Below are 24204 nucleotides of genomic sequence, written 5' to 3' on the forward strand. Positions count from 1 at the left end.
CCCGCCATGCCCCGCCGCGCGTGCCGGCGCAAGCCCGCGCGCCTTGCGGGGCCGGGGCAAACCCGCTATCCGCGCGGCGGTTTCCGCGGGAGAACGACGATGAACGCGCCGAAGAAAGTCGTGCTGGCCTATTCCGGCGGGCTCGACACCTCGATCATCCTCAAGTGGCTGCAGGCGGAATACGGCTGCGAGGTGGTGACCTTCACCGCCGACCTCGGGCAGGGCGAGGAGCTCGAGCCCGCCCGCGCCAAGGCCGAGATGATGGGCGCCTCGGCGATCTACATCGAGGACCTGCGCGAGGAATTCGTGCGCGATTTCGTCTTTCCGATGTTCCGGGCCAACGCCGTCTACGAGGGGCTCTACCTGCTCGGCACCTCCATCGCGCGGCCGCTGATTTCCAAACGCCTGGTGGAGATCGCGGCCGCCGAGGGCGCCGACGCGGTGGCGCACGGCGCGACCGGCAAGGGCAACGATCAGGTCCGCTTCGAGCTCTCGGCCTACGCCCTCGATCCCGAGATCACGGTGATCGCCCCCTGGCGGGAGTGGGACCTCACCAGCCGGACGAAGCTCATCGACTTCGCCGAAAAGCACCAGATTCCCATCGCCAAGGACAAGCGCGGCGAGGCGCCCTTCAGCGTGGACGCCAACCTCCTGCACACCTCCTCCGAGGGCAAGGTGCTGGAGGACCCGGCGGAGGAGGCGCCCGACTACGTCTATCAGCGCACCACCGACCCGGAGGCCGCGCCCGATCAGCCGGAGTACGTCGAGATCGGCTTCGAAAAGGGCGACGCCGTCAGCATCGACGGCGAGCGCCTCTCGCCCGCGGCGCTGCTGACGAAGCTCAACGAACTGGGCGGCAAGCACGGCTGCGGGCGGCTGGACCTTGTGGAGGGCCGCTTCGTCGGCATGAAGTCGCGCGGCATCTACGAAACCCCCGGCGGCACGCTCCTGCTGGAGGCGCACCGCGGGATCGAGCAGATAACGCTGGACCGCGGCGCGGCGCACCTCAAGGACGAGCTGATGCCGCGCTACGCGGAACTCGTCTACAACGGCTTCTGGTTCTCGCCCGAGCGCGAGATGCTGCAGGCCGCCATCGACACGAGTCAGGAGCACGTCACCGGCACCGTCCGGCTCAAGCTCTACAAGGGATCGGCGCGCACCGTCGGCCGCTGGTCGGAGCATTCGCTCTACTCCGAAGCGCATGTCACCTTCGAGGACGACGCCGGCGCCTACGACCAGACGGACGCCGCCGGCTTCATCCAGCTCAACGCGCTCCGGCTGAAGCTGCTGGCGGCGCGCGACCGCCGGCTTGGCTGACCTCGGCGAGTTCGTTGCCGCGCAGGATCCCGTCTGGGATCAGGTCCGGCGCGAGCTTCGCGCCGGGCGCAAGACGAGCCACTGGATCTGGTGGATCTTTCCCCAGCTCGCGTGCCTCGGCCGCTCCCCCCGGGCGCGGCATTTCGGGCTCACGGGGCTGGAAGACGCCGCCGCCTATCTCGCCCATCCCGTCCTCGGCCCGCGCCTCGAGGATGCCGCGCGCCTCGTGCTCGCGCACGCAGGCACCGCCCCCGAGGATATCCTGGGCGAGGTGGACGCGCTCAAGCTCCGCGCGTCGATGACGCTTTTCGAAGCGGTCCCCGGCGCATCGCCGACGTTCGCTGCGGTGCTCGACCGGCTCTACGCCGGCACCCGATGCCCCCGCACCCGCGCCGCGCTCGCCGGCGGCTAGGGCCTGCCCATCATCCTGGCACAAATACTCCGGGGGTGCGGGGGCAGCGCCCCCGCGTGCACGGCCGATCACCAGAGCGTGACATCACCGCATCGCCCTTGCCCGGCGCGACCGGCGGAACCAAGCTCTGGGGAAAGGAGATCCACCATGTCCACCTCCCGCGTGTTCGCCGCCGTCCTCGCCGCCCTCGCCCTCGGGCTCCTCGCTCAGAAATCCGCCGCCGACACCGCGACCGTCACCGTGGCCGGCGGCTGCTTCTGGTGCGTGGAAGCGGACTTCGAGAAGGTGCAGGGCGTCGACGAGGTCGTCTCGGGCTACACCGGCGGCGACGTGCCCGACCCGACCTACAGGGAGGTCGTCGGCGGCGGCACGGGCCACTACGAGGCGGCGCGCATCCGGTACGACCCGGAGGAGATCACCCGCCCGCAGCTTTACGACCTTTTCTTCCGCTCAATCGACCCCTTCGACGCGGGCGGGCAGTTCTGCGACCGGGGCGACAGCTACCGCTCGGCGATCTTCGTCGGCGGCGCCGCCGCGCGGGCCGACGCCGAAGCCGCGAAGCGCCGGGCCGAGGAGGAGCTCGGGCGCGAGGTCGTCACGCCGATCCTCGAGCTCAGCGATTTCTACCGCGCCGAGGACTACCATCAGGACTACTACAAGAGCGACGAGCGCCTCGCCGTCTCCTCGGTCGGCGTCGCCGTCCCGAAGAAGATCGCATACCAGCGCTATCGCGACCGCTGCGGGCGGGATGCGCGGGTGCGCGAGATCTGGGGCGACGACGCACCGTTCGCCGGCGGTTAACGCTTGCGCCTGAGATAGACGTAGAAGGCGCCGGACCCGCCGTGCTTCAGATGCGCCTCGCGCGTCTGCAGCACCACAGCGGCGAGCGGCGGCGTGGCGAGCCAATGCGGCAACTGATGCCGCAGGACGCCGCGCCGGCGCGGTATCGGGCCGTCGTCCTCCGACCGCCGGCCCTTGCCCGTGATGACGAGGACGAGCCGCCGGCCCCCCGCGTGCGACGACAGGATGAAGGACTGCAGCGCCGCATGCGCTTCCTCGAGGTGCATGCCGTGCAGGTCGATCCGGGCGTCCGGGTCGAGCTTGCCGCGCTGCATGCGCTGGTGCGTCTTGCGATCCATGCGCAGGGGAGCCTCCCGCACGCGGTCGGACACCGAGGGGGCGAGATCCCGCCGCTCGCCGGGCGGCGGCGCGGCGTCGCCGACGCGGAAGGGCGCGACCGGGCGGCGCTCGGCAGACTTGCGCCGGGGCAGGGGAGTGTGATCGGCCGGGTCCTCCTGCGGCGTCTCTTCGCGCCGCGGGTCGAGCGGCGCGGCGGTCTTGGCCACCTCGCGCCAGAGCGCGAGCTCGTCGGGCCTGAGACGCCGGCGGCTCATCGCCGCGCCTCCGGCCGTTGGGCGTAGGCGCGCTGGATCGGCAGCAGGACCACCATGCGGCCCGGGTCGCTCAGCCGGCCGGCGCGGCGGCCGGCCTCCGCGCCGGTGCCGAAGAAGATGTCGGCCCGCTGCGCCCCCTTGATCGCCGAGCCCGTGTCCTGCGCCACCATCAGGCGGCGCAGCGGTTCGTCGCCCCCTTTCTCGATCCAGACCGGGGCGCCGAGGGGCACATGCTCCGGGTCCACCGCGACCGTGCGCAGGGGCGTCACCGGGCGGTTCATCGCGCCGAGCGGACCGCGATGGGCTGGCACCTCGGTCACCTCGCGGAAGAAGACATAGGACGGATTGTGGAAGAGAAGCTCGCGCCCCGCCTCCGGGTTGCGGCGCACCCAGTTGCGGATCACCTGCGCCGAGACCTGATGCCGCTCGTAGATCCCGCGCCGGACGAGTTCCTGCCCGATGGAGCGATAGGGGTGGCCGTTCGCCCCGGCGTAGCCGACGCGGATCACGCTGCCGTCGCGCAGCCGAATGCGGCCGGAGCCCTGCACCTGAAGGAAGAAAAGCTCCACCGGGTCGTCCACGAAGGCGATCTCGAGGCCGCGCCCGTCGAGCGCGCCGGTGGTCACGATCTCCTGCCGGGTGAGCCAGGGCGACTGCCGGCCGGCCTCGGGCGGCTTGCGGTGGACCGGATGCCGGAAGCGCGGCGTGCGCCGGCGCGATCCCTCCAGCTCGGGCTCGAAATAGCCGGTAAAGAGCGCCGGGTCGCCGTCCTCGATCAGCACGGGACGGAAGAACAGCTCGAAGAAGCGGCGCGGGTGATCCTCGCCTTCGGTCTGCGCATAGGCGCAGAGCGCGCGCCAGTCCGGCGCGTCGAGATCGGGGCAGGTTTCGAGAAAGGTGTCGAGCGCGGCGGCATGGTCGTCCTCGGCCCAGCCGTCGAGATCCTCGAACGCGAGGAGGGTGCGCGTCGTCTCGGCGCCGCTCGCCGGTCCGGCCACCATCAGGCCGAGAGCGAGAGCCGCGCCGAGCGCCCGCCGCATCACTCGCTCGTGGCGACCAGCTGCCAGTTGGGATCGTCGGAGCCCATCACGCGCGCGAAGGTCCAGACGTCCTTCTGGCGGCGCACCTCGGTCGGGCTTCCCTCGATCACCTCGCCCTCGGCGTTCTTCACGACAGAGGTCAGCTCACCGACGAGGCGCACGGTGACTTCGCCGAGGCGGCTGGAGGTGTCGAAGGTCGCGTCCACGACCGAGACCTCGCGCACGCCGACGAACTCCGCCTCGATCGTGAGGCCCTGCGCCTCGCGCTCGCGCACGACCTCGTCGAAGCTCTCGTAGACGTCCTCGGCGAGGAAGGGCTTCACGCTTTCCATGTCGCCCTTCTCGAAGGCCATGAGGATCATCTCGTAGGCGCCGCGCGCGCCCTGCAGGAACTCGGAGACCGAGAAATCGGGATCGGCGGATTTCATCCGCGCGAGCGCGTCGGCGGCGTCGGAGCCCTGCGGCACGTGATCGGTGATGTCCTCGTCCGGGCCCCCCTCGATCACCTCGAATTCGGGCCGGCGCTGCGTGGCGCGGGCCGGCTGCTCCGCGCCGGGGACGGAGGATTTCTCGAAGCCGTCGCGGGTGCCGAGGACGCTGCGCAGGCGCAGGATCAGGAACACGGCGATGCCGGCCAGCACGAGGAGCTGCAGAAGCGGGGAGTTCATGTGAACCTCTCGGCGCGCGGATGGAAACGGGCGGTGTCCGTGCATATGTAGGGACCGCGGGCGGCCAAGTCCACCGCAAGCCCGTCACGCCGAGAAGGACCCCGCCTATGTGGCTCCTGATAGCTTTCCTCGCGGTCCCGCTGATCGAGATCGCGCTCTTCATCCAAGTCGGCGGCTGGATCGGCCTCTGGCCGACGCTGGCGATCGTCGTGGGCACGGCCTTCGCCGGGACATGGGCCGTGCGCAGCCAGGGGCGGGCGACGATGACCGACCTGCGCCGCCGGTTCGACACGCTGTCGGACCCGTCCGAACCGCTGGCGCATGGCGCGATGATCATCTTCGCCGGCGCGCTCTTGCTGACGCCGGGCTTCTTCACGGATGCGGTCGGCCTGTCGCTGATGGTGCCGGACGTCCGCCGCGCGGTGATGCGTTTCCTCGCCCGGCGGATCGAGGTGCAGCGCTTCCAGATGGGGCCGGGCCCGGAGGCGCCGCGGCGGCCCGGACCGGAGGGCGAGACGGTGATCGACGGCGACTGGGAGCGCGTCGATCCGGCGGAGGCCGACCGGGACGCGCCGCGCCGGCGGCCGGGCGACCGCGGCTCCGGCTGGACGCAGCACTGAGCGTGGCGGATTGAGCCCCTGCGGCGCGGTTGCTAGACACGCGCCGGTCCAGACCTTGAGCGGAGAGCCCGATGAGCGAAACAGAGAACGGCGCGGCCGAGGCCGGCAGCGGCCAGAGCGGCGGCGAGCAGCAGCCGCAGCCGAAGATGAACATCCTCGCGCAGTACATCCGCGACCTGAGCTTCGAGAACATCTACGTCCAGAAGGGCGGCGAGGCGCAGGGGCAGCCGGACGTGCAGGTGAAGGTGAACCTCGACGCCAAGCGCCGGCAGGCCGAGAACCAGTACGAGGTCTCGGTCAAGCTGAACGTGGACTCGAAGTCCAAGGAGACGGGCACGCAGCTCTTCCTGCTGGAGCTCGACTACGCCGGCGTGTTCCAGATCGAGAACGTGCCGGACAACCAGCTTCACCCGTTCCTGATGATCGAGTGCCCGCGGATGCTCTTCCCGTTCCTGCGCCGCATCGTCAGCGACGTCTCGCGCGACGGCGGCTATCCGCCGCTCAACCTCGAGACGATCGACTTCGTTCAGATCTACCGCAACGAAGTGCTGCGCCGTCAGGCCGAACAGCAGGGCACCGCGCAGAGCGCGAGCGACACGCCCGCCGGCACCGCCTGAGCCTCACTCGGACGGCCAGAGGGCGTCGTCCCCGAGGCGCGCGACCATCGCGGCGTGCGCCTCGGCCTCCTCGGGGGTGATCCGCCGGGGCAGGGGGCGCGGGCGCGGCCCCGGTCGCCACGCGTCGTTTTGCGTGTCGCGCGCGCCGCCCTCCGACGACGCGGCGCCCAGCGACAGGCCCGGCTGACGCCCGCCGATCAGCTCGAGATAGACCTCCGCCAAAATCTCCGCGTCGAGCAGCGCGCCGTGCAGCGTGCGCGCGGCGTTGTCGATCCCGAAGCGGCGGCAGAGCGCGTCGAGCGACGCCGGCGCGCCCGGAAACCGCCGCCGCGCGAGCGCGACGGTGTCGAGCGCCTGCGTCATCGGTAGCTGCGGCATGTCGAGCCGCGCGAGCTCCGCGTTGAGGAATTTCATGTCGAAGGCGGCGTTGTGGATCACGAGGCGCGCGTCGCCCACGAACTCGACGAAAGCCTGCGACACATGCGCGAAGACGGGCTTGGTGCGCAGGAACTCGTCGCCCAGCCCGTGCACGGCGAAGGCTTCCTCGGGCATTGACCGTTCGGGGTTGATGTATTCGTGAAAATGCCGGCCCGTCGGCATGTGGTTGTGAAGCTCCACCGCCCCGATCTCGACGATCCGGTGCCCTTCGGAGGGCTCGAAGCCCGTGGTCTCCGTGTCCAGCACGATCTCACGCATCGGTCTGCTGTCTCCTGATATCGGCCAGAATCGCGCGCACCTGTTCGCGCGCGTGCTCGGGCGTGTCGGTCTCGATCACGTAGTCGGCGCGCGCGCGCTTCTCGGCATCGGGCATCTGCCGCGCGAGGATACCTTCGAAGTCCGCCTCGGTCATCGATCCGCGGGCGAGCACGCGGCGGCGTTGCTCCTCGGGCGGGGCGCTGACGACGGCGACCGCGTCCATCTCGCGCTCGGCCCCGGTCTCGAAGAGAAGCGGGATGTCGAAGACGACGACGTCCGCCGCCGCCGCGTCGGCCCGGGCCGCGCGATCGGCCACGACGAGCGGATGCACGATCGCCTCGATCCGGGCGAGGGCGTCGGGATCGCGCGCGATGATCCGCCGCAGCGCCTCGCGCGAGACGGCGCCGTTCTCCACCGCCTCGGGGAAGGCCGCGCCGATCGGCTCGACCGCCGCGCCGCCCTCGGCGTAGGCGCGATGCACGGCGGCGTCGGCGTCCCAGACCTCGCAGCCCTCCTCGGCGAAGAGGCGGGCGGTCGCCGTCTTGCCCATGCCGATGGAGCCAGTCAGGCCGAGGCGAAAGACCATCAGAGCAGCACCTCGCGCGTCTCGGCGTCCACCTCCGGGCGCGCGCCGAACCACCGCTCGAAGCCGGGCACTGCCTGATGGATCAACATGCCGAGCCCGTCGACCGGGATACAGCCACGCTCCGCCGCGATGCGCAGGAGCCGTGTCTCGAGCGGCGTATAGACGAGGTCGTTGACGACCGTCCCCCGCTGCAGCCGGTCGAGCGCGATGGGCAAGTCCGGTTGCCCTGTCATGCCGAGGGACGTGGTGTTCACGACCGTCGCCGCTCGCGCGATCGCGTTACCCGCCTGCGTCCAGTCCTCGACCCGCAGGCGCGGGCCGAATTCCTGACATAGCTGTTCTGCGCGCACGCGCGTTCGGTTGGCGACGGTGATCTCCGGCGCGCCGGCGTCGCGCAGGGCCACGATCACCGCCCGCGCGGCGCCGCCCGCGCCGAGCACGACCGCCGGGCCGGCCTCCGCGCGCCAGTCCGGCACGCTCTGGCGCAGGTTTTCCAGGAACCCGTGGCCGTCGGTGTTGTCGGCCCGGATGCGCCCGTCCGCCTGAAAGGTGAGCGTGTTCGCGGCCCCGATCAGCGCCGCGCGATCGGTGACGATATCGGCGATGTCGAGCACCGCCTCCTTGTGCGGGATCGTGACGTTGACGCCGACGAAGCCCGCCTTCGGCAGGCAGGCCAGCACGTCGCGCAGGTCCTCGGGCGCCACGTCGAGCGGCACGTAATGGCCCGGAAGCCCGAGGCGGCGCAGCCAAAACCCGTGCAGCCGCGGCGAGCGCGAATGCGCCACCGGATGGCCCATGACCCCGGCCAGCGGGATGCGGTCGCCGCTCATGCCTCGATCTCCCCCGTGGTGGCGAGCCAGTTCAGAAGCTCCAGAAGCGGCAGGCCCTGAACGGTGAAGTGATCGCCGGTCACCGCCGCGAAAAGCCGCGCACCTTCTTCCTCGAGGCGATAGGCGCCGGCGCTCGTCGCCACCGTGGGCCAGTTCCGCTCGAGATACCCATCCAGAAATGCGTCCGAAAAGGCCCGCATCAGCATCCGCGCGACGCCGACCTGACGCCAGACGGGCTCCCCGTCCCGGCAGGCGACCACGGCCGACAGGAGCTGATGCCGGTCGCCGCGCAGGGCGAGAAGCTGCGCGCGGGCGCCCTCGCGCGTCTCGGGCTTCGGCACGATGGTTCCCCGGTGGTCGAGCACCTGATCCGCGCCGAGCACCAGCCGCCCGGGATGCTTGTCGCTGATCTTGCGCGCCTTCATCTCGGCGAGCGCGTCGGCCACGTCGCGCGGGGTGGCCTCTTCCGCGGCAAGACCCGCGCGCAGCGCGACCTCGTCGATCCGCGCGGGCACGACCTCGATCTTGAGCCCTGCGGCCCGAAGCAGGCGCGCCCGCGCCTCCGATGCCGATGCGAGAAGAAGCGGCGCCGCCATGGGGACAACCTGTGCAAGACCGGGCGAAGAACCTCTTGGAAACCTTGTCGAACAACGCCGGCCCGGATGCAAGCGGTGGAGATGCGGGCAGGCCGTCCGCCGATTCTCCCCGGTTTTCCCGATGGGGACAGGACAGATGCGCGCGGTGGACGAGCGGGGCTGGCGGGTCGCTCATCCGCCGAGTCGCTCCGGTTTTTCTCCGCAGGCCGGGAGCACGGCAAGTCGCTGCTAGGAAATGATAATCTTTCGATCTTCAGAAACCGTCCCCGAGTTATCCACACCCCGTTAACCGCTCTGGAAAACCCTGAGGACAGACGAACAATCCACCGCTGCGGCGCGAACATCCGAAACACCATCTTTTCTTTTTCTCTTCGAGTGAGTAGAGGCGCGGCGACCGACGGGAGCCCGCCATGATCGACCTCCTCGCGCTGCTTTACCCCTGGACCAAGTCGCTCCACATCCTCGCGGTCATCGCGTGGATGGCCGGGCTCTTCTACATGCCCCGGCTCTTCGTCTATCACACCGAGCGCTCGACCCCCGGCGACACCATCGACCCGGTGTTCCAGACCATGGAAGAAAAGCTCCTGCGGCTGATCATGAACCCGTCGATGATCGTGACCTGGGTCTTCGGCATCGTTCTGCTCTTCACGCCGCAGACCGGGGCGGGGTGGGACGTGCTCTGGGTCTGGACGAAGCTCGCGGCGGTGGGCGCGATGACCTGGTTTCACATGTGGCTCGCGGCGCAGCGCAAGGACTTCGTCGCCGGGGCCAACACGCTCACGGGCCGCCAGCACCGCATGATGAACGAGGTGCCGACGGTCCTTCTCGTGATCATCGTGCTGTCGGTCGTCGTGAAGTGGTGACGGCGCCGGATTGACTCGGCGCCGGCCCGCGCGTATCTGCACCAGATCCGTCCGTCCGGGCGGTCTTTCCCGTGCTAATCGACGAAAGCCGTGCCTCCCGCGCGGCGCGATAGGTTTTCCATGACCCAGACCCGTCTCAACCTCGCCGATCTGAAGGCCAAGAGCCCCAAGGACCTTCTGGCCATGGCCGAGGAGCTCGAGATCGAGAACGCCTCGACCATGCGCAAGGGCGAGATGATGTTCCAGATCCTGCGCGAGCGGGCCGACGAGGGCTGGCAGGTCGCGGGCGACGGCGTGCTCGAGGTGCTGCAGGACGGCTTCGGCTTCCTCCGCTCGCCGGAGGCGAACTACCTGCCCGGGCCGGACGACATCTACGTCTCGCCGGACATGATCCGGCAGTATTCCCTGCGCACGGGCGACTCGATCGAGGGCGGCATCCGCGCTCCGGAAGGCGACGAGCGGTATTTCGCGCTGGTCTCGGTGGACAAGATCAACTTCGAGACGCCGGACCGCGCGCGCCACAAGATCGCCTTCGACAACCTGACGCCGCTCTACCCGGACGAGCGGCTGCGCATGGAGATCGAGGACCCGACGATCAAGGACCGCTCGGCGCGGGTGATCGACCTCGTCTCGCCCATCGGCAAGGGGCAGCGCGCGCTCATCGTCGCGCCGCCGCGGACCGGCAAGACCGTTCTGTTGCAGAACATCGCCCACTCGATCGAGACGAACCACCCCGAGTGCTACCTCATCGTGCTGCTGATCGACGAGCGGCCCGAGGAAGTGACCGACATGCAGCGCAGCGTGCAGGGGGAGGTGATATCCTCCACCTTCGACGAGCCCGCCTCGCGTCACGTCGCCGTCAGCGAGATGGTCATCGAGAAGGCGAAGCGCCTCGTCGAGCACAAGCGCGACGTGGTGATCCTGCTCGACTCGATCACGCGCCTCGGCCGGGCGTTCAACACCACCGTGCCGAGCTCGGGGAAGGTGCTGACCGGCGGCGTGGACGCCAACGCGCTGCAACGGCCCAAGCGGTTCTTCGGCGCGGCGCGCAACATCGAGGAGGGCGGCTCGCTCACCATCATCGCCACGGCGCTGATCGACACCGGCTCGCGCATGGACGAGGTGATCTTCGAGGAGTTCAAGGGCACCGGCAACTCCGAGATCATCCTCGACCGCAAGATCGCGGACAAGCGCGTGTTCCCGGCGATCGACATCCTCAAGTCCGGCACGCGGAAGGAGGATCTGCTGATCGAGAAGGCCGATCTGCAGAAGACCTTCGTTCTGCGACGCATACTCAACCCGATGGGGACGACCGACGCGATCGAGTTCCTGCTGTCCAAGCTGAAGCAGACCAAGACGAACTCGGAATTCTTCGATTCGATGAACACCTGAAGGGGCGCGCCCGACGCGGCGCGACGGTGCCGTGAACGACACGATCTTCGCCCTGGCCACTGCGCGGGGCCGCGCCGGGGTCGCGGTGATCCGCATCTCGGGGCCTGCCGCTGTCGAGGCCGCGACGCGGCTCGCGGGTGCTGTGCCGGACCCGCGCCAGGCGGCGTTGCGTGTCTTGCGCGGCGCCGACGGGGCGGCGATCGACCGCGGTCTCGTCCTGTATTTCCCGAAAGGTGCCAGTTTCACAGGCGAGAATGTCGTCGAGCTTCAGGTGCACGGCAGCCCCGCGGTGGTCGCGGCGCTCTCGCGGGAGCTCGGCGCGATGCCCGGGCTGCGGATGGCCGAGGCCGGGGAGTTCACCCGCCGCGCCTTCGAGAACGGGTGCATGGACCTCGCCCAGGTCGAGGGGCTCGCCGATCTGATCGACGCCGAGACCGATCGTCAGCGCGCCCAGGCGCTGCGGATGCTCTCCGGCGCGCTCGGACAGCGCGCGGAGGTGTGGCGCGCGGATCTCTTGCGCGCCGCGGCGCTTCTGGAGGCGACGATCGACTTCGCCGATGAAGAAGTGCCCGTCGACGTGAGCGACGAGGTGCGCGGCCTGATCGACCGGTGCCGCGCCTCGCTCGCCGCGGAGATCGAGGGCGCGCGGGCCGCGGAGCGGGTGCGCGATGGCTTCGAGGTCGCCATCGTCGGCCCGCCGAACGTGGGAAAATCCACGCTTCTCAATGCCTTGGCCCGGCGGGAGGCAGCGCTCACCTCCGAGATCGCGGGGACTACCCGCGATGTGATCGAGGTGCGGATGGATCTCGAGGGCCTTCCGGTCACGCTCGTGGACACGGCCGGCCTGCGCGAGACGGAGGACCACGTGGAACGTCTCGGCGTGGAGCGCGCGCGCTCGCGCGCGGCGGAGGCAGATCTACGCGTGATCCTCACGGAGCCCGGGCAGCCTCCGGCGATCGAGCCTGCCGAGGAGGATATCGTCACCCCGGCCAAGGCCGATCTGCATGGCGACGGGATATCGGGCCTGACGGGGCAGGGGATCGACGCATTGGTGGCCGCGGTCGTGTCGCGTCTGGAGGCCCGCGTGGCCCACTCCCCGGTCGCGACGCGCGAGCGGCATCGGCAGGCGATGCTTGCAGCGGTGGAGGCGCTCGAAACGGCGCGCGACGGGCTGGCGCAGGGCCCCGACCGATATGATATATGTGCGGAGGATCTTCGCAGCGCGATTCGCGCGCTCGAATCCCTCACCGGGCGGATCGACGTGGAGAACGTCCTCGGCGAAATCTTCGCGTCCTTCTGCATCGGTAAGTGACGGATCACGTCGGGAGTGTTCCACGTGAAACACGAGAGCTTCGATGTCATCGTCGTCGGCGGCGGCCACGCCGGAAGCGAGGCCGCCCATGCCGCCGCGCGCGCCGGCGCCTCGGTCGCGCTCGTCACGCTGACCCGCGACGGGATCGGCGTCATGTCCTGCAACCCGGCGATCGGCGGCCTCGGCAAGGGGCATCTCGTCCGCGAGATCGACGCGATGGACGGGGTGATGGGGCGTGTCGCCGACGCGGCGGGGATCCAATTCCGCCTCCTGAACCGCCGCAAGGGTCCGGCGGTGCAGGGACCGCGGGCGCAGGCGGATCGCAAGCTCTATCGTGAGGCGATGCGCGCCGAGATGGAGGGGCATCCGGGCATCACGATCCTCGAGGGCGAGGTGACGGATTTCGCGATGGTGGGTGACCGGGTCGCCGGCGTCATACTCGCTGACGGATCGGACGTGCGCGCCCGCGCCGTGGTCCTGACGACCGGCACTTTCCTGCGCGGCGTCATCCACATCGGGGAAGAGCGCCGCGCTGGCGGGCGGATGGGCGACAAGCCCTCGGTACGCCTCGCCGAGCGGATCGACAGTTTCGGCCTGCCGCTCGGACGGCTCAAGACGGGCACGCCCCCGCGGCTCGATGGGCGGACGATCGACTGGGAGCGGCTCGAAGCGCAGCCGGGCGACGATGCGCCGGCGATGTTCTCCTTCCTGAACCAGGCGCCCGCCGTGCGGCAGGTCGCCTGCGGGATCACGCACACGAACCCGCGCACCCATGACATCATCCGGGAAAACCTCGAGAAATCCGCGATGCACAGCGGCGGCATCACCGGCGTCGGCCCGCGGTATTGCCCCTCGATCGAGGACAAGGTCGAACGCTTCGCCGACAAGGACTCGCACCAGATCTTCCTGGAGCCCGAGGGGCTGGACGACGACACTGTCTATCCCAACGGCATCTCGACCTCGCTCGCCGCCGACGTGCAGGAGGCCTACGTCCACTCGATCGCCGGGCTCGAGCGGGCCGTCATCAAGCAGCCCGGCTACGCCATAGAATACGACTACGTCGATCCCCGCGCGCTGACCGCGACGCTCGCGCTGCGCGACGTGCCGGGGCTCTACCTCGCTGGGCAGATCAACGGCACGACCGGCTACGAGGAAGCCGCGGCGCAGGGCCTCGTCGCCGGGATCAACGCGGCGCGCGCGGCCCGGGAGAAGGAGCCGGCGTGGTTCCCCCGGTCGGAGAGCTATATCGGCGTGATGGTCGATGACCTCGTGACGCGCGGCGTGACCGAGCCCTATCGCATGTTCACTTCCCGCGCCGAGTATCGCCTGTCGCTTCGCGCGGATAACGCCGACCAGCGGCTGACGCCGCGGGCGATGGAGCTTGGCCTTGTCTCCGAGCGGCGTCGGGCCGTCTTCGAGGACAAGCTCGAGCGGCTCGAGGCCGGGCGCGCGGCGCTCGACGCCCTGAGCGCGACGCCTGGGCAGCTGGCCGAGATCGGGCTGAAGGTGAAACAGGACGGCTCGCGCCGGTCGGGGATGGAGATCCTCGCCTTCCCCTACGTCGGTTTCGACACGGTGGTGCAACTGGACCCCGCGCTTGGCACAACTGATGCCGAGGTGCAGCGCCAGCTCGAAAGGGAAGCGCTCTACGCCAATTACATCGAGCGTCAGAAGCGCGACATCGACGCGCTCCGCCGGGACGAGGCGGTGGCGATCCCGCCGGATTTCGATTTCCGCGCGCTCAACGGGTTGTCGGCGGAACTTGGCGAGAAACTGTCCCGCGTGCGGCCGGAGACGCTTGCGCAGGCGGGCCGGATCGACGGCATGACGCCCGCGGCGCTGACCCTGATCCTCGCCGCGATCCGCAAGTCCGAGCGGCTGCGCGCGGCCGGCTGATCGTGGAGACGGTCCCGACCGATGTTTCACGTGAAACGAGGGAGCGTCTCGAGACGCTCCTCGCGCTCGTCGGGAAGTGGACGCGGCGCATCAACCTCGTCGCGCCGAGCACCGTCGAGGACGCCTGGCGCCGCCACATCCTCGATTCGATCCAGGTGCATCAGGCCGCCCCCGCCGCGCAGCACTGGGCCGATCTCGGCACCGGCGGCGGGTTTCCGGGGCTCGTCGTCGCCGTTCTCGAAACAGAGCGCACGACGCCGGCCAAGGTGACGCTGGTCGAGAGCGACCGGCGAAAGTGCACCTTTCTGCGCACGGCGCTCCGCGAGACCGGAGCGCAGGCGAGGGTCATCGACGCGCGCATCGAGCATGTGCCGCCGCTCGGGGCCGATGTCCTCTCCGCCCGCGCGCTCGCGCCGCTCGGCACGCTCCTCGGCTTCGCGCATCGGCATCTGGCGCCCGGCGGGACGGCGCTTTTCCCGAAGGGCGCGCGCTGGCGGGAGGAAATCGCCGCCGCGGAGCGTGACTGGACCTTCTCGGCGGAGCCGATTCCGAGTATCACGGATCCCGACGCCGTTCTTCTGAGGATCGGAGGCATCGCCCCTCATGCAGGCTGAGACACGCACACCCCCCCGCATCATCGCAATCGCGAATCAGAAGGGGGGCGTCGGCAAGACGACGACCGCGATCAACCTCGGCGCCGCGCTCGCCCGGGCCGGGCACGAGGTGTTGCTCATCGATCTCGACCCGCAGGGCAACGCCTCGACCGGCCTCGGCATGACGTCGGAGACGCGGCGGTTGACGACCTATGACGTGCTGATCGAGGGGACGCCGCTCTCGAAGGCGATTCAGCCGACGGCGCAGGAGCGGCTCGGCCTCGTCCCCGCCACCGTCGACCTGAGTTCCGCCGATCTGGAGCTCATGGGTAAGCAACGGCGGAGTTTCCTGCTGCGCTCCGCGCTCGCGCCGGTCACGCGGGGCGAGCTTGACGTCGATTACGTGCTGATCGACTGCCCGCCGTCGCTCAGCCTTTTGACGCTGAACGCGATGGTCGCCGCGCATGCCGTGCTCGTGCCGCTGCAATCGGAGTTCTTCGCGCTCGAAGGGCTGTCGCAACTCATGCTCAGCGTGCGCGAGGTGCGGCAGACGGCGAACCCGAACCTTCGGATCGAAGGGGTGCTGCTGACCATGCACGATACCCGTAACCGCTTGGCGCAACAGGTGGAATCCGACGCGCGGGAGACGCTGGGCGAACTGGTGTTCCAGACGGTGATCCCGCGCAACGTCCGCGTGAGCGAGGCGCCGTCCTACGCGCTCCCGGTGATGGACTACGACCCGACGTCGAAAGGGGCGCTCGCCTATGCCGCGCTCGCCGAGGAGTTGCGCCGCAATCACACCCGTGTCGCCGCCTGACGGAGCGTGCCATGACCGACAAGACCCCGAAATCGCGCGGGCTCGGCCGCGGTCTCTCCGCGCTAATGGCCGACATCGGCCCGGAGGAGGAGCGGACGCCCGACGCCCCGGCGCCGCGGCCGACGACGACGGTGCCCATCGACCGGATCGCACCCAACCCGGACCAGCCGCGGCGGACCTTCGGCGAGGAGGAGCTCGCCGAGCTCGCCAAGTCGATCGCGGCGCGCGGCATCCTGCAGCCGCTGATCGTGCGGCCCGACCCCGAGAAACCCGGCCATTACCAGATCGTCGCGGGCGAACGCCGTTGGCGCGCGGCGCAGCGGGCGCAGGTGCACGATGTGCCGGTGATCGAGCGGGAGCTCAGCGATCTCGAGGTGCTCGAGGTCGCGATCATCGAGAACATCCAGCGCGCCGACCTGAACCCGGTCGAGGAGGCGGCGGGCTACCGGCAGCTTCTGGAGAAATTCGGGCACACCCAGGATCAGCTCGCCGAGGCGCTCGGCAAGAGCCGCAGCCATATCGCCAACGCGATCCGCCTCTTGAAACTGCCCGACGAGGTGCAGGCGATGGCGCGCGACGGTAGCCTCAGCGCGGGGCACGCCCGGGCGCTCATCACGGCCTCCGATCCGGTCGCGCTCGCCCGGACGGTGGCGATGAAGGATCTTTCGGTCCGCGAAACCGAGGCGCTCGTGCGCAAGGGCGCGGCGGAGGCCAAGGGGGCAGGGGGCGCGGAGCGGCGCAAGCGCGGCGGCGAGAAGGACGCTGACACCCGCGCGCTCGAAAGCGATCTTTCCGCGATGCTGGGCATGAAGGTCGCCATCGAGCACAAGGCGGGGGCGGAAAGCGGGAAGCTCGTGATCGAGTATCCGGATCTCGACCAACTCGACGCGCTCTGCAACAAGCTGAGCGGCTAGGCGCCGAGAAGCTCCGGAATGATACGGTTGAGCAGCATCTGGCCCTGCGCGGTCGTGCAAAGCCGCCCCTGTTTCACGTGAAGCAGACCTGAGTGCACGAGCGCCGCGATCGCCTCGGGGTCGAGCGATTGGCCGGCGAGCCGCGCGTGGCGCTCCAGATCTATGCCGTCCGTGACGCGCAGGCCCATCATCAGGTGTTCGGCCGCCTGCTCGGCGTCGCGAATCACCGTCGTCCGCTCCGGCGTCGCGCCGCGCTCGACGCCGTCGAGCCATTGCCCGGGGGCCGACGCGGCCTCCGTCGCGATGCGGCGTGCGCCGAGCGTCAGCCGCCCGTGCGCGCCGGGGCCGATGCCGGCGTAATCGCCGTAGCGCCAGTAAACGAGGTTGTGCCGACTTTCCGCGCCCGGCCGCGCGTGGTTCGACACCTCGTAGGCGGGGAGACCGGCGGCGTCGCAGAGCTCCTGCGTCGCCTCGTACATATCCGCCGCGAGGTCCTCTTCGGGCAGCCCGGCGAGCTTGCCGGCGGCGAAACGGTCGCCGAAGGCGGTGCCCGGCTCGATCGTCAGCTGGTAGAGCGACAGGTGATCGACCGCCATCGCGAGCGCCTCGGCCAGTTCCGCGCGCCAGTCGGCGAGCGTCTGGAACTGCCGCGCATAGATCAGGTCGAAGCTCACCCGGTCGAAATGCGCGCGCGCGATGTCGAAGGCCCGCCGCGCCTCCGCCGCGCTGTGCAGCCGCCCGAGGCGGGTCAGATCCCGGTCGTTCAGCGCCTGCACGCCGAGCGACACGCGGTTGACCCCCGCCTCGGCGTAGCCGCGAAAGCGCTCGGCCTCCACCGAGGACGGGTTCGCCTCCAGCGTCACCTCCAGATCGTTGGCGAGGGGCCACGTGCGGCGGATGCGCGCGAGGATCGCCGCGACGAGGTCGGGGTCCATCAGGCTCGGCGTGCCGCCGCCAAGAAAGACGGAGTTGAGCACGCGGTCGCCGGTCATCCGCCCGAGGCGATCGATCTCGGAGAGATAGGCCGCGCGCCACCGCGCCTGATCGATAACCCGCGAGACGTGGCTGTTGAAGTCGCAGTAGGGGCACTTCGCCGCGCAGAACGGCCAGTGCAGGTAGAGCCCGAAGCCGCCCGCCCGCCAGTCCTCGACCAGCGGCGCGGCGGCGGCCTCAGTCAAGGCAGCGGCGCACCAGATCCGCGAAGGCGCGGGCGCGGTGGCTGATGCGGTTCTTTTCCCAGCGGTCCATCTCTCCGAAGGTAATTTCGTAGCCCTCGGGCTGAAAGATGGGGTCGTAGCCGTGCCCCTGATCGCCCCGCATGGGCCAGACGATGCGGCCCGGCATCCGGCCCTCGAACACCTCGTCGTGCCCGTCCGGCCAGGCCACGACGAGCGTGCAGCAGAACGTAGCGCGCCGCGGTTCCGGCGCGTTCGCCGCCTCGAGTTCCTCCCAGGCGCGGGTCATCGCCATGACGAAGTCGCGGCCCTGCGGCGTTTCGGCCCAGTCGGCGGTGTGCACCCCCGGCGCGCCGCCGAGCGCGTCGATGGCGATGCCGCTGTCGTCGGCGAGCGCGGGCAGACCGGTGGCCTGCGCCGCGGCATGCGCCTTGATCCGGGCGTTGCCGACGAAGGTCTCCTCGGTCTCCTCCGGTTCGGCCAGATCGAGGTCGCCCGCGCCCACGGGTGCGATCCCGTAAGGCCCGAGGAGCGCCTCGATCTCCTCGAGCTTGCCGCGGTTGTGCGTGGCGACGACGAGCCGGCCGGCGGAGAGTTTGCGCGTCATGCGGCCGCCGCGCGCTGCGCCTCGGCCAACTGCGCGACGCCGTCGCCCGCGAGGTCCAGAAGGCGCGTCATCTGATCGCGGGAGAAGGTCTGTCCCTCGGCCGACATCTGCACCTCGATCAGCCGGCCGTCGCCGGTCATGACGAAGTTGCCGTCGACGCCGGCCTCGCTGTCCTCGGGGTAGTCGAGGTCCACGACCGGCTGCCCGGCGTAGATCCCGCAGGAGACCGCCGCCACCGGCTCGCCCAGCGGATCGGAGGTCAGGTCCCCGGCCTTCAGCAGGCGGTTCACCGCGAGGCGCAGCGCGACCCAGCCGCCGGTGATCGCGGCGCAACGGGTGCCGCCGTCGGCCTGGATCACGTCGCAATCGACGGTGATCTGCCGCTCGCCGAGCGCCTGACGATCCACGCCAGCGCGCAGGGAGCGTCCGATAAGGCGTTGAATTTCAACGGTTCGGCCGCCCTGCTTGCCGGCGCTCGCCTCGCGGCGCATGCGCGTCGTGGTGGCCCGGGGCAGCATGCCGTATTCCGCCGTCACCCAGCCCTGACCGCCGCCCTTGAGGAAGGGCGGCACGCGCTCCTCGACGCTCGCCGTGCAGAGGACGTGGGTGTCGCCCACCCGGATCATGCAGGCGCCTTCGGCGTGTTTCGTGATGCCCGTCTCGATTGAAACGGGGCGCATTTCGCTTAAGTCTCGTCCTGAGGGGCGCATTGCCTATCCCTTGTCGCCGGTCGCCCTCCGATAGCGGCGGGCGCGGCGGCAGCGCAACCCCGATTGATTTTTCCTCCGCGCCCCTCTTTGATGTCGTGCCGGACAGGGCATGCGAAATGACCGAGACTCCGAATCTACTGGAAGAACTGAACGACCGCTCGCGCGAGGTCTTTCGCCGGGTGGTTGAGGGCTACCTGCAAAGCGGGGAGCCGGTGGGCTCGCGCACGCTGACGCGGACGATGAGCGAGAAGGTGAGCGCCGCCACCGTGCGCAACGTGATGCAGGATCTCGAGTACCTCGGGCTGCTCGACAGCCCGCACGTCAGCGCCGGGCGCATTCCGACGCAGGTCGGGCTGCGGATGTTCGTGGACGGCTTCCTCGAGATCGGGGACCTGTCGGAAGGCGACAAGGAGCGGCTCGATTCCACGCTCGGCGGCAACACCTCCGACGTGTCGTCGCTGCTGGACCGGGTGGGGTCCGCGCTCTCGGGCGTGACGCAGGGGGCGAGCCTCGTCCTCGCGCCGAAGCACGAGGCGCCGATCAAGCACATCGAGTTCGTCGGCCTCGGCCCCGACCGGGCGCTCGTGGTGCTCGTCTTCGCCGACGGGCACGTGGAGAACCGCGTGTTCTCTCCTCCGCCGGGGCAGACGCCCTCCTCCATGCGGGAGGCGGCGAATTTCCTGAACGCCATGCTGGAGGGCCGCACCCTCAGCGAGATCCGCCACCAGCTCGGCGCCGAGATCGCCGCGCGCCGGCAGGAGGTCGATCAGCTCGCGCATCAGCTGGTGCAGAGCGGCCTCGCCGTCTGGAGCGAGGACGGCGAGAGCGACGCGCGCCTCATCGTGCGCGGGCGGGCGAATCTCCTGGGCGAGGAGGCCGACGAGACCGACCTGGAGCGCATCCGCGTGCTCTTCGACGACCTGGAGCGCAAGCGCGACATCGCGGAGTTCCTCGAACTCACCGACGAGGGCGAGGGCGTGCGCATCTTCATCGGCTCGGAGAACAAACTTTTTTCCTTGTCGGGTTCCTCTCTGGTGGTCTCCCCATATATGAACGCGGACCGGAAGATCGTCGGCGCCGTGGGCGTGATCGGGCCCACGCGGCTCAACTACGGCCGCATCGTTCCGATCGTGGATTACACGGCGCAACTGGTCGGGCGGCTTCTGTCCGACCGGAGCTAGAGGTGAAAGATGGGTGACCCGAAGCGAGACGAGGACGAGTTCCTCGACGACATCGAAGCGCTGGAGGCCGAGGCCGAGGCGGCCGAGGAGGACTCCGGCGGCGCCGGCCGGGCCGCGCCGGGCGAGAGCGAGGAGTCCGAGCTCGACGCGCTGCGCGCCGAGCGCGACGACCTGAAGGACCGGTTCATGCGCGCGCTCGCGGACGCCGAGAACGCCCGCAAGCGCGCCGACAAGGACCGCCGGGAGGCCGAGCGCTACGGCGCCACGCGCCTCGCCCGCGATCTGCTGCCGGTCTACGACAACCTGCAGCGCGCCATCGCCGCCTCCCGCGAGGAGGGCGAGACCGCCTCCGACGCGCTCATGGAAGGGGTGGAGCTGACGCTGAAGGAGCTTCTCAACGTCTTCCACCGCCACAGCATCGAGGCGATCTCGCCGCAGGTGGGCGACACCTTCGATCCCAACCTGCACGAGGCGATGTTCGAGGCGCCGGTGCCGGACACCACCGCGGGCGAGATCATCCAAGTCTCGCAGGACGGTTTCATGCTGCACGACCGGCTGCTGCGGCCGGCGCAGGTGGGCGTTTCCTCCAACCCCGGAAGCTGACGCTCAGCCGAAGTAACGCGCGGCCACGGCGCGGTCGCCTGCGTTGGCGAGCGCGCCGGGCACCTCCCGCGCGGGTAGCCAGACCTCGGCGTGGCCGGCCTCGTCCGGCGGGCCGAGGCGCTGCACGGGGCGGGCCGTGTAGATCGTGCAGATCTTCTCGGCGTGGATGCCGTACTCCGGCATCCAGGTGAACCGCCGGAAGGCGCCGATCCGCCGCGGCGCCGCTATGGTCCAGCCGGTCTCCTCCCGCACCTCGCGGAAGAGCGCGGCGAGCGGCGGCTCCCCCGGATCGACGCCGCCGCCCGGAAGCTGGATCTCGGGCCACGGCGCGGCCTGATGGGTGAGCAGCACGCGGCGCCCGCGCGGCAGGATCGCGTAGACGCCGGGCCGCGCGACGTAGCGGCGGCCGGGCTCGGGCGGCGCGTCGTAGCGGGGGATCATCGCGGCGCGGCTCCTTGGGCTCGGCGCTTGAGGCGCCTATATGGGCGCGGTATGCCAATCCCCGACCCTCGAGGAAACCCATGACCTTAGGCACCAAGATCGCCTGGGACGACACGGTGCTGCCGTTCCAGCTCGACAAATCCGACACCCGCGGGCGCATCGCGCGGCTCGACGGTGTGCTGGAGGGCGTGCTGCGTCAGCATGACTATCCCGCCCCGGTCGAGGCGCTGGTCGCGGAGATGGCGCTTCTGACGGCGCTCATCGGCCAGTCGATCAAGCTGCGCTGGAAGCTCTCGCTTCAGGTGCAGACCGACGGGCCGGTGCGCATGATCGCCACCGATTTCTACGGCCCCTCCGAAGAGGGGCAGGCGGCCTGGATCCGCGCCTACGCCAGTTTCGACCGGGAGCGGCTGACTGACGCCGCACCCTTCGAGCAACTGGGCAAGGGGTATTTCGGGGTCCTCATCGATCAGGGGCAGGGGATGGCGCCCTACCAAGGGCTCACGCCGCTCAACGGCGGCTCGCTCCGCGCCTCCGCCGAGACCTATTTCGCACAGTCCGAACAGCTCCCCACCCGCTTCGCGCTCAGTTTCGGCCGGGCGCAGGCCCCGGGCGAGGCCGAGCACTGGCGCGGCGGCGGCATCATGCTGCAGCACCTGCCCAAGAGCGCCCCGGACGTGAGCGGCGGCGGCTCGGGCGACGACGGGCTGCTGGAAGCCGGCGACGTGGTGCCGGGCGACGAGGAGGAGGACTGGAACCGGGTGAACCTGCTCCTCGACACGGTGGAGGACACCGAGCTCGTCGGGCCGGGCCTGCCGCTGACGGATCTCCTGGTGCGGCTCTTTCACGAGGAGACGCCGCGCGTCTTCGAGACGCAGCCGGTGCGCTTCGGCTGCACCTGCTCCGAGGATCGCGTGCGCCGCGCGCTCTCGATCTACTCGGCCAAGGACATCGCCACGATGACCACCGAGGAGGGCACCGTCACCGCCGACTGCCAGTTCTGCGGCGCGCATTACGTGCTCGACCCCGCGACGCTGGGCGCGGAGGCGGAGGGGGGCGATGGCGCCGGCCACTGACCCCTGGGCCGCGCTGGAGGCGGCGCTCGCCCGGCCGAGCGCGCCTTCCTCGGACTACGACCTCGCGCCGGAGCGTCCGCCGGCCCGGGGCGCCGGATTGCGCCCCGCCGGGGTGCTGATGGCGCTTGAGGACGGGCCGGGCGGCCCGCGGCTCTACCTGACGAAACGCTCCCCGGCGCTGAAGCACCATCCGGGCCAGATCGCCTTTCCCGGCGGCAAGCAGGACGCAGGCGATGCCGACCCGACCGCCGCGGCGCTGCGCGAGGCGGAGGAGGAGATCGGGCTGGCCCGCGACGGGGTCGCCATCCTCGGCACGCTGCCCCCGCACGAGACGGTCACCGGCTTCACGGTGACCCCGGTGCTCGCCCGGGTGACGGCGCCCTTCGCGCCCGTGCCCGAACCGGGCGAGGTTGCCGAGGTCTTTTCCGTGCCCTTCGCCCATGTCGCGGACCCGGCGAACTACGGCGTCGAGGCGCGGCGCTGGCGCGGGCGGATGCGGCGGTACTACGCCGTGCCGTGGGGGCCATACTACATCTGGGGCGCGACGGCGCGCATCCTGCACGGCCTCGCGGAGCGGCTCGCCCGATGAAGGTCGCGGGCGACTGGATCGCGCGGCCCGCGACGCAGGCCGTCTGCGCGGCGCTCACCGGCGCGGGGCACCGGGCGCTCTTCGTCGGCGGCTGCGTGCGCAACGCGCTCCTCGGCGCGCCGGTCAGCGACATCGACATCGCCACCGAGGCGCGGCCCGAGCGCGTGGTCGAGGTCGCAGAGGCCGCCGGGCTCAAGGCCGTGGCGACCGGTATCGAGCACGGCACGGTGACCGTCGTCTCCGACGGCCTCCCGCACGAGATCACCACCTTCCGCCGCGACGTCGAGACCTTCGGCCGCCACGCCGTCGTCGCCTATTCCGACGACATCCGCGAGGACGCTGCGCGGCGCGATTTCACCATGAACGCGCTCTATGCGCTGCCCGACGGCACGGTCGTGGACCCGCTCGGCGTCGGGCTCACCGATCTGGAGGCGCGGCACGTCCGCTTCGTCGGCGACGCCGAGACGCGCATCCGCGAGGATTACCTGCGCATCCTGCGCTTCTTCCGTTTCACGGCATGGTATGGCGACCCGGACGCGGGCTTCGATCCCACGGCGCTCGCCGCGGTGGCGGAGACGGTCGAGGGCCTCGCCGGGCTGTCGGCCGAGCGGGTGGGCGGCGAGATCACGAAGCTCCTCGCCGCGCCGGACCCGGCGCCGGCCGTCGCGGTGATGGAGCGCACGGGCGCGCTCGCGCAGGTGCTGCCGGGGGCGGCAGCGCGGCTCATCGCGCCGCTCGTGCATCTGGAAGCGCGAACCGGCACGCCGCCCGACCCGATCCGCCGCCTCGCCGCGCTGGGCGCGGGGGAGGCGGAGGGCCGCGCGCTGCGCCTTTCGAAGCGCGAGACACGGCGGCTCGCCCGCCTTGCAGAGCTTCAGGGCGCGGCCATGGCGCCGGCGGAACTCGGGTACCGCCACGGGGCGGAGGCGGCGCGCGACGCGCTTCTCCTGCAGGGGGCGATGGCGGGGACGCCCCCCGAGGACGCCGCGCTCGCCGCGGCGGAGGAGGGGGCGCGGCAGCGGTTCCCGGTCGCGGCGCGCGACCTGATGCCGGCCTACGCGGGCCCGGCGCTCGGCGCGAAGCTCGCCGAGCTGGAGGCGCGCTGGATCGCGTCGGGCTTCCGGCTGTCGAAAGAGGCGCTGCTCGAGGACGCTCATCGCCCCTGACGGGGCGCTTCGCGCCGCGCCGCGCGGTGGGCTTCCGGCCGGGCATGACCTATATGCAGAGGCTCGGGCGCGGCAATCCGGCGGCGTCCCGAA

General features: G+C 70.5%; 28 protein-coding genes. 17 read left to right on the forward strand and 11 right to left on the reverse strand.

Features of this window, described 5'->3' with window-relative positions; translation table 11 throughout:
- The first annotated feature begins 99 nt into the window (after nt 1-99).
- The 3 genes from DRV84_RS06095 (at nt 100) to msrA (ending at nt 2530) form a co-directional block, all read left to right on the forward strand.
- A complete protein-coding gene (locus tag DRV84_RS06095; RefSeq protein ID WP_115978995.1) occupies nt 100-1317 on the forward strand; it encodes an argininosuccinate synthase in 1218 nt (405 codons plus the stop codon).
- Nucleotides 1310-1729, forward strand: coding sequence for a DUF1810 domain-containing protein (locus DRV84_RS06100; protein ID WP_115978996.1), 420 nt, complete (start codon nt 1310-1312; stop codon nt 1727-1729). Before DRV84_RS06095 ends, DRV84_RS06100 begins: the two co-directional genes overlap by 8 nt.
- Before the next feature lie 147 nt (nt 1730-1876).
- Nucleotides 1877-2530 (forward strand): peptide-methionine (S)-S-oxide reductase MsrA, encoded by a 654-nt coding sequence (msrA, locus tag DRV84_RS06105; protein ID WP_115978997.1) that lies wholly within the window; start codon nt 1877-1879, stop codon nt 2528-2530.
- Here msrA and DRV84_RS06110 read toward each other — a convergent pair.
- The 3 genes from DRV84_RS06110 to DRV84_RS06120 are packed head-to-tail and all read right to left on the reverse strand — an operon-like array spanning nt 2527 to nt 4831.
- Nucleotides 2527-3123: a Smr/MutS family protein gene (locus tag DRV84_RS06110; protein WP_115978998.1), complete on the reverse strand. Its 597-nt coding sequence runs from the start codon at nt 3121-3123 to the stop codon at nt 2527-2529. The two genes, msrA and DRV84_RS06110, sit on opposite strands and share 4 nt — an antisense overlap.
- Entirely contained in the window at nt 3120-4163 is a 1044-nt protein-coding gene (gene mltA / locus DRV84_RS06115) for a murein transglycosylase A (protein ID WP_115978999.1), read from the reverse strand. Before mltA ends, DRV84_RS06110 begins: the two co-directional genes overlap by 4 nt.
- Entirely contained in the window at nt 4163-4831 is a 669-nt protein-coding gene (locus DRV84_RS06120) for a Tim44/TimA family putative adaptor protein (RefSeq protein WP_115979000.1), read from the reverse strand. Before DRV84_RS06120 ends, mltA begins: the two co-directional genes overlap by 1 nt.
- 107 nt (nt 4832-4938) lie before the next feature.
- Between DRV84_RS06120 and DRV84_RS06125 the strand changes: the two genes are divergently transcribed.
- Nucleotides 4939-5451, forward strand: coding sequence for an FxsA family protein (locus DRV84_RS06125; protein WP_115979001.1), 513 nt, complete (start codon nt 4939-4941; stop codon nt 5449-5451).
- A gap of 71 nt (nt 5452-5522) precedes the next feature.
- Nucleotides 5523-6068: a protein-export chaperone SecB gene (gene secB, locus DRV84_RS06130; RefSeq protein WP_115979002.1), complete on the forward strand. Its 546-nt coding sequence runs from the start codon at nt 5523-5525 to the stop codon at nt 6066-6068.
- Nucleotides 6069-6071: 3 nt separating this feature from the next.
- Here secB and dnaQ read toward each other — a convergent pair whose 3' ends face one another.
- From dnaQ to DRV84_RS06150, 4 genes are read right to left on the reverse strand one after another with little or no spacing between them, the layout of a single operon-like run.
- Nucleotides 6072-6764, reverse strand: coding sequence for a DNA polymerase III subunit epsilon (dnaQ, locus tag DRV84_RS06135; RefSeq protein WP_115979003.1), 693 nt, complete (start codon nt 6762-6764; stop codon nt 6072-6074).
- Nucleotides 6757-7350 carry a dephospho-CoA kinase gene (gene coaE, locus DRV84_RS06140; protein WP_115979004.1) on the reverse strand — a complete coding sequence of 198 codons (594 nt, stop codon included), beginning with the start codon at nt 7348-7350 and terminating at the stop codon, nt 6757-6759. The genes dnaQ and coaE overlap by 8 nt, the downstream gene beginning before the upstream one ends.
- A complete protein-coding gene (locus tag DRV84_RS06145; protein WP_115979005.1) occupies nt 7350-8180 on the reverse strand; it encodes a shikimate dehydrogenase in 831 nt (276 codons plus the stop codon). Before DRV84_RS06145 ends, coaE begins: the two co-directional genes overlap by 1 nt.
- Nucleotides 8177-8776, reverse strand: a complete 600-nt coding sequence (locus DRV84_RS06150; protein WP_115979006.1) for a Maf family protein — start codon at nt 8774-8776, stop codon at nt 8177-8179. The genes DRV84_RS06145 and DRV84_RS06150 overlap by 4 nt, the downstream gene beginning before the upstream one ends.
- A gap of 410 nt (nt 8777-9186) precedes the next feature.
- On the opposite strand from DRV84_RS06150, the gene DRV84_RS06155 reads away from it, so the two are divergent.
- From DRV84_RS06155 to DRV84_RS06185, 7 genes are all read left to right on the forward strand, one after another.
- Nucleotides 9187-9639 carry a CopD family protein gene (locus tag DRV84_RS06155; protein WP_115979007.1) on the forward strand — a complete coding sequence of 151 codons (453 nt, stop codon included), beginning with the start codon at nt 9187-9189 and terminating at the stop codon, nt 9637-9639.
- Between the two features lie 120 nt (nt 9640-9759).
- A complete protein-coding gene (gene rho, locus DRV84_RS06160) occupies nt 9760-11031 on the forward strand; it encodes a transcription termination factor Rho (RefSeq protein WP_115979008.1) in 1272 nt (423 codons plus the stop codon).
- 31 nt (nt 11032-11062) lie between these two features.
- Nucleotides 11063-12343 carry a tRNA uridine-5-carboxymethylaminomethyl(34) synthesis GTPase MnmE gene (gene mnmE, locus DRV84_RS06165; RefSeq protein ID WP_115979009.1) on the forward strand — a complete coding sequence of 427 codons (1281 nt, stop codon included), beginning with the start codon at nt 11063-11065 and terminating at the stop codon, nt 12341-12343.
- 24 nt (nt 12344-12367) lie between these two features.
- A complete protein-coding gene (mnmG, locus tag DRV84_RS06170; protein WP_115979129.1) occupies nt 12368-14239 on the forward strand; it encodes a tRNA uridine-5-carboxymethylaminomethyl(34) synthesis enzyme MnmG in 1872 nt (623 codons plus the stop codon).
- Between the two features lie 2 nt (nt 14240-14241).
- Nucleotides 14242-14853, forward strand: a complete 612-nt coding sequence (rsmG, locus tag DRV84_RS06175) for a 16S rRNA (guanine(527)-N(7))-methyltransferase RsmG (protein ID WP_239995000.1) — start codon at nt 14242-14244, stop codon at nt 14851-14853.
- Complete coding sequence (locus DRV84_RS06180; protein ID WP_115979011.1) at nt 14843-15649, forward strand: ParA family protein; 807 nt, start codon at nt 14843-14845, stop codon at nt 15647-15649. Before rsmG ends, DRV84_RS06180 begins: the two co-directional genes overlap by 11 nt.
- A gap of 11 nt (nt 15650-15660) precedes the next feature.
- Nucleotides 15661-16563 (forward strand): ParB/RepB/Spo0J family partition protein, encoded by a 903-nt coding sequence (locus DRV84_RS06185; protein ID WP_115979012.1) that lies wholly within the window; start codon nt 15661-15663, stop codon nt 16561-16563.
- Here the strand turns inward: DRV84_RS06185 and hemW are convergent.
- The 3 genes from hemW to rph are packed head-to-tail and all read right to left on the reverse strand — an operon-like array spanning nt 16560 to nt 19055.
- Entirely contained in the window at nt 16560-17741 is a 1182-nt protein-coding gene (gene hemW / locus DRV84_RS06190; RefSeq protein WP_239995001.1) for a radical SAM family heme chaperone HemW, read from the reverse strand. The two genes, DRV84_RS06185 and hemW, sit on opposite strands and share 4 nt — an antisense overlap.
- The gene (gene rdgB / locus DRV84_RS06195) at nt 17734-18345 is read right to left on the reverse strand and encodes an RdgB/HAM1 family non-canonical purine NTP pyrophosphatase (protein WP_115979013.1); all 612 of its coding nucleotides are present in this window, start codon (nt 18343-18345) and stop codon (nt 17734-17736) included. The genes hemW and rdgB overlap by 8 nt, the downstream gene beginning before the upstream one ends.
- Nucleotides 18342-19055, reverse strand: coding sequence for a ribonuclease PH (gene rph / locus DRV84_RS06200; RefSeq protein ID WP_115979014.1), 714 nt, complete (start codon nt 19053-19055; stop codon nt 18342-18344). Before rph ends, rdgB begins: the two co-directional genes overlap by 4 nt.
- A 116-nt stretch (nt 19056-19171) precedes the next feature.
- Here rph and hrcA point away from each other — a divergent pair, with 116 nt between their 5' ends.
- Both hrcA and DRV84_RS06210 read left to right on the forward strand, forming a co-directional pair.
- On the forward strand, nt 19172-20236 hold the full coding sequence (gene hrcA, locus DRV84_RS06205; RefSeq protein WP_115979015.1) for a heat-inducible transcriptional repressor HrcA: 1065 nt from the start codon (nt 19172-19174) through the stop codon (nt 20234-20236).
- A gap of 9 nt (nt 20237-20245) precedes the next feature.
- Complete coding sequence (locus DRV84_RS06210) at nt 20246-20839, forward strand: nucleotide exchange factor GrpE (protein WP_115979016.1); 594 nt, start codon at nt 20246-20248, stop codon at nt 20837-20839.
- A gap of 3 nt (nt 20840-20842) precedes the next feature.
- Here DRV84_RS06210 and DRV84_RS06215 read toward each other — a convergent pair whose 3' ends face one another.
- Nucleotides 20843-21280, reverse strand: coding sequence for an NUDIX domain-containing protein (locus tag DRV84_RS06215; RefSeq protein ID WP_115979017.1), 438 nt, complete (start codon nt 21278-21280; stop codon nt 20843-20845).
- A gap of 80 nt (nt 21281-21360) precedes the next feature.
- Between DRV84_RS06215 and hslO the strand changes: the two genes are divergently transcribed.
- The 3 genes from hslO to DRV84_RS06230 are packed head-to-tail and all read left to right on the forward strand — an operon-like array spanning nt 21361 to nt 24111.
- Nucleotides 21361-22356, forward strand: coding sequence for an Hsp33 family molecular chaperone HslO (gene hslO / locus DRV84_RS06220; protein WP_115979018.1), 996 nt, complete (start codon nt 21361-21363; stop codon nt 22354-22356).
- Entirely contained in the window at nt 22340-22945 is a 606-nt protein-coding gene (locus DRV84_RS06225) for an NUDIX hydrolase (RefSeq protein WP_115979019.1), read from the forward strand. Before hslO ends, DRV84_RS06225 begins: the two co-directional genes overlap by 17 nt.
- On the forward strand, nt 22942-24111 hold the full coding sequence (locus DRV84_RS06230; protein ID WP_115979020.1) for a CCA tRNA nucleotidyltransferase: 1170 nt from the start codon (nt 22942-22944) through the stop codon (nt 24109-24111). Before DRV84_RS06225 ends, DRV84_RS06230 begins: the two co-directional genes overlap by 4 nt.
- The last annotated feature ends 93 nt before the right edge of the window (nt 24112-24204 follow it).

Source organism: Rhodosalinus sediminis (assembly GCF_003385555.1).
Taxonomy (GTDB): Bacteria; Pseudomonadota; Alphaproteobacteria; order Rhodobacterales; family Rhodobacteraceae; genus Rhodosalinus; species Rhodosalinus sediminis.

What these genes read in the sequence shown, in the direction of transcription:
- DRV84_RS06095 (WP_115978995.1), top strand. Translation starts at nt 100, where the DNA reads ATGAACGCGCCGAAGAAAGTCGTGCTGGCCTATTCCGGCGGGCTCGAC.
- msrA (WP_115978997.1), top strand. Translation starts at nt 1,877, where the DNA reads ATGTCCACCTCCCGCGTGTTCGCCGCCGTCCTCGCCGCCCTCGCCCTC.
- DRV84_RS06110 (WP_115978998.1), bottom strand. Translation starts at nt 3,123, where the DNA reads ATGAGCCGCCGGCGTCTCAGGCCCGACGAGCTCGCGCTCTGGCGCGAG.
- mltA (WP_115978999.1), bottom strand. Translation starts at nt 4,163, where the DNA reads ATGCGGCGGGCGCTCGGCGCGGCTCTCGCTCTCGGCCTGATGGTGGCC.
- DRV84_RS06120 (WP_115979000.1), bottom strand. Translation starts at nt 4,831, where the DNA reads ATGAACTCCCCGCTTCTGCAGCTCCTCGTGCTGGCCGGCATCGCCGTG.
- DRV84_RS06125 (WP_115979001.1), top strand. Translation starts at nt 4,939, where the DNA reads ATGTGGCTCCTGATAGCTTTCCTCGCGGTCCCGCTGATCGAGATCGCG.
- secB (WP_115979002.1), top strand. Translation starts at nt 5,523, where the DNA reads ATGAGCGAAACAGAGAACGGCGCGGCCGAGGCCGGCAGCGGCCAGAGC.
- dnaQ (WP_115979003.1), bottom strand. Translation starts at nt 6,764, where the DNA reads ATGCGTGAGATCGTGCTGGACACGGAGACCACGGGCTTCGAGCCCTCC.
- coaE (WP_115979004.1), bottom strand. Translation starts at nt 7,350, where the DNA reads ATGGTCTTTCGCCTCGGCCTGACTGGCTCCATCGGCATGGGCAAGACG.
- DRV84_RS06145 (WP_115979005.1), bottom strand. Translation starts at nt 8,180, where the DNA reads ATGAGCGGCGACCGCATCCCGCTGGCCGGGGTCATGGGCCATCCGGTG.
- DRV84_RS06150 (WP_115979006.1), bottom strand. Translation starts at nt 8,776, where the DNA reads ATGGCGGCGCCGCTTCTTCTCGCATCGGCATCGGAGGCGCGGGCGCGC.
- DRV84_RS06155 (WP_115979007.1), top strand. Translation starts at nt 9,187, where the DNA reads ATGATCGACCTCCTCGCGCTGCTTTACCCCTGGACCAAGTCGCTCCAC.
- rho (WP_115979008.1), top strand. Translation starts at nt 9,760, where the DNA reads ATGACCCAGACCCGTCTCAACCTCGCCGATCTGAAGGCCAAGAGCCCC.
- DRV84_RS06180 (WP_115979011.1), top strand. Translation starts at nt 14,843, where the DNA reads ATGCAGGCTGAGACACGCACACCCCCCCGCATCATCGCAATCGCGAAT.
- DRV84_RS06185 (WP_115979012.1), top strand. Translation starts at nt 15,661, where the DNA reads ATGACCGACAAGACCCCGAAATCGCGCGGGCTCGGCCGCGGTCTCTCC.
- rdgB (WP_115979013.1), bottom strand. Translation starts at nt 18,345, where the DNA reads ATGACGCGCAAACTCTCCGCCGGCCGGCTCGTCGTCGCCACGCACAAC.
- rph (WP_115979014.1), bottom strand. Translation starts at nt 19,055, where the DNA reads ATGCGCCCCTCAGGACGAGACTTAAGCGAAATGCGCCCCGTTTCAATC.
- hrcA (WP_115979015.1), top strand. Translation starts at nt 19,172, where the DNA reads ATGACCGAGACTCCGAATCTACTGGAAGAACTGAACGACCGCTCGCGC.
- DRV84_RS06210 (WP_115979016.1), top strand. Translation starts at nt 20,246, where the DNA reads ATGGGTGACCCGAAGCGAGACGAGGACGAGTTCCTCGACGACATCGAA.
- DRV84_RS06215 (WP_115979017.1), bottom strand. Translation starts at nt 21,280, where the DNA reads ATGATCCCCCGCTACGACGCGCCGCCCGAGCCCGGCCGCCGCTACGTC.
- hslO (WP_115979018.1), top strand. Translation starts at nt 21,361, where the DNA reads ATGACCTTAGGCACCAAGATCGCCTGGGACGACACGGTGCTGCCGTTC.
- DRV84_RS06225 (WP_115979019.1), top strand. Translation starts at nt 22,340, where the DNA reads ATGGCGCCGGCCACTGACCCCTGGGCCGCGCTGGAGGCGGCGCTCGCC.
- DRV84_RS06230 (WP_115979020.1), top strand. Translation starts at nt 22,942, where the DNA reads ATGAAGGTCGCGGGCGACTGGATCGCGCGGCCCGCGACGCAGGCCGTC.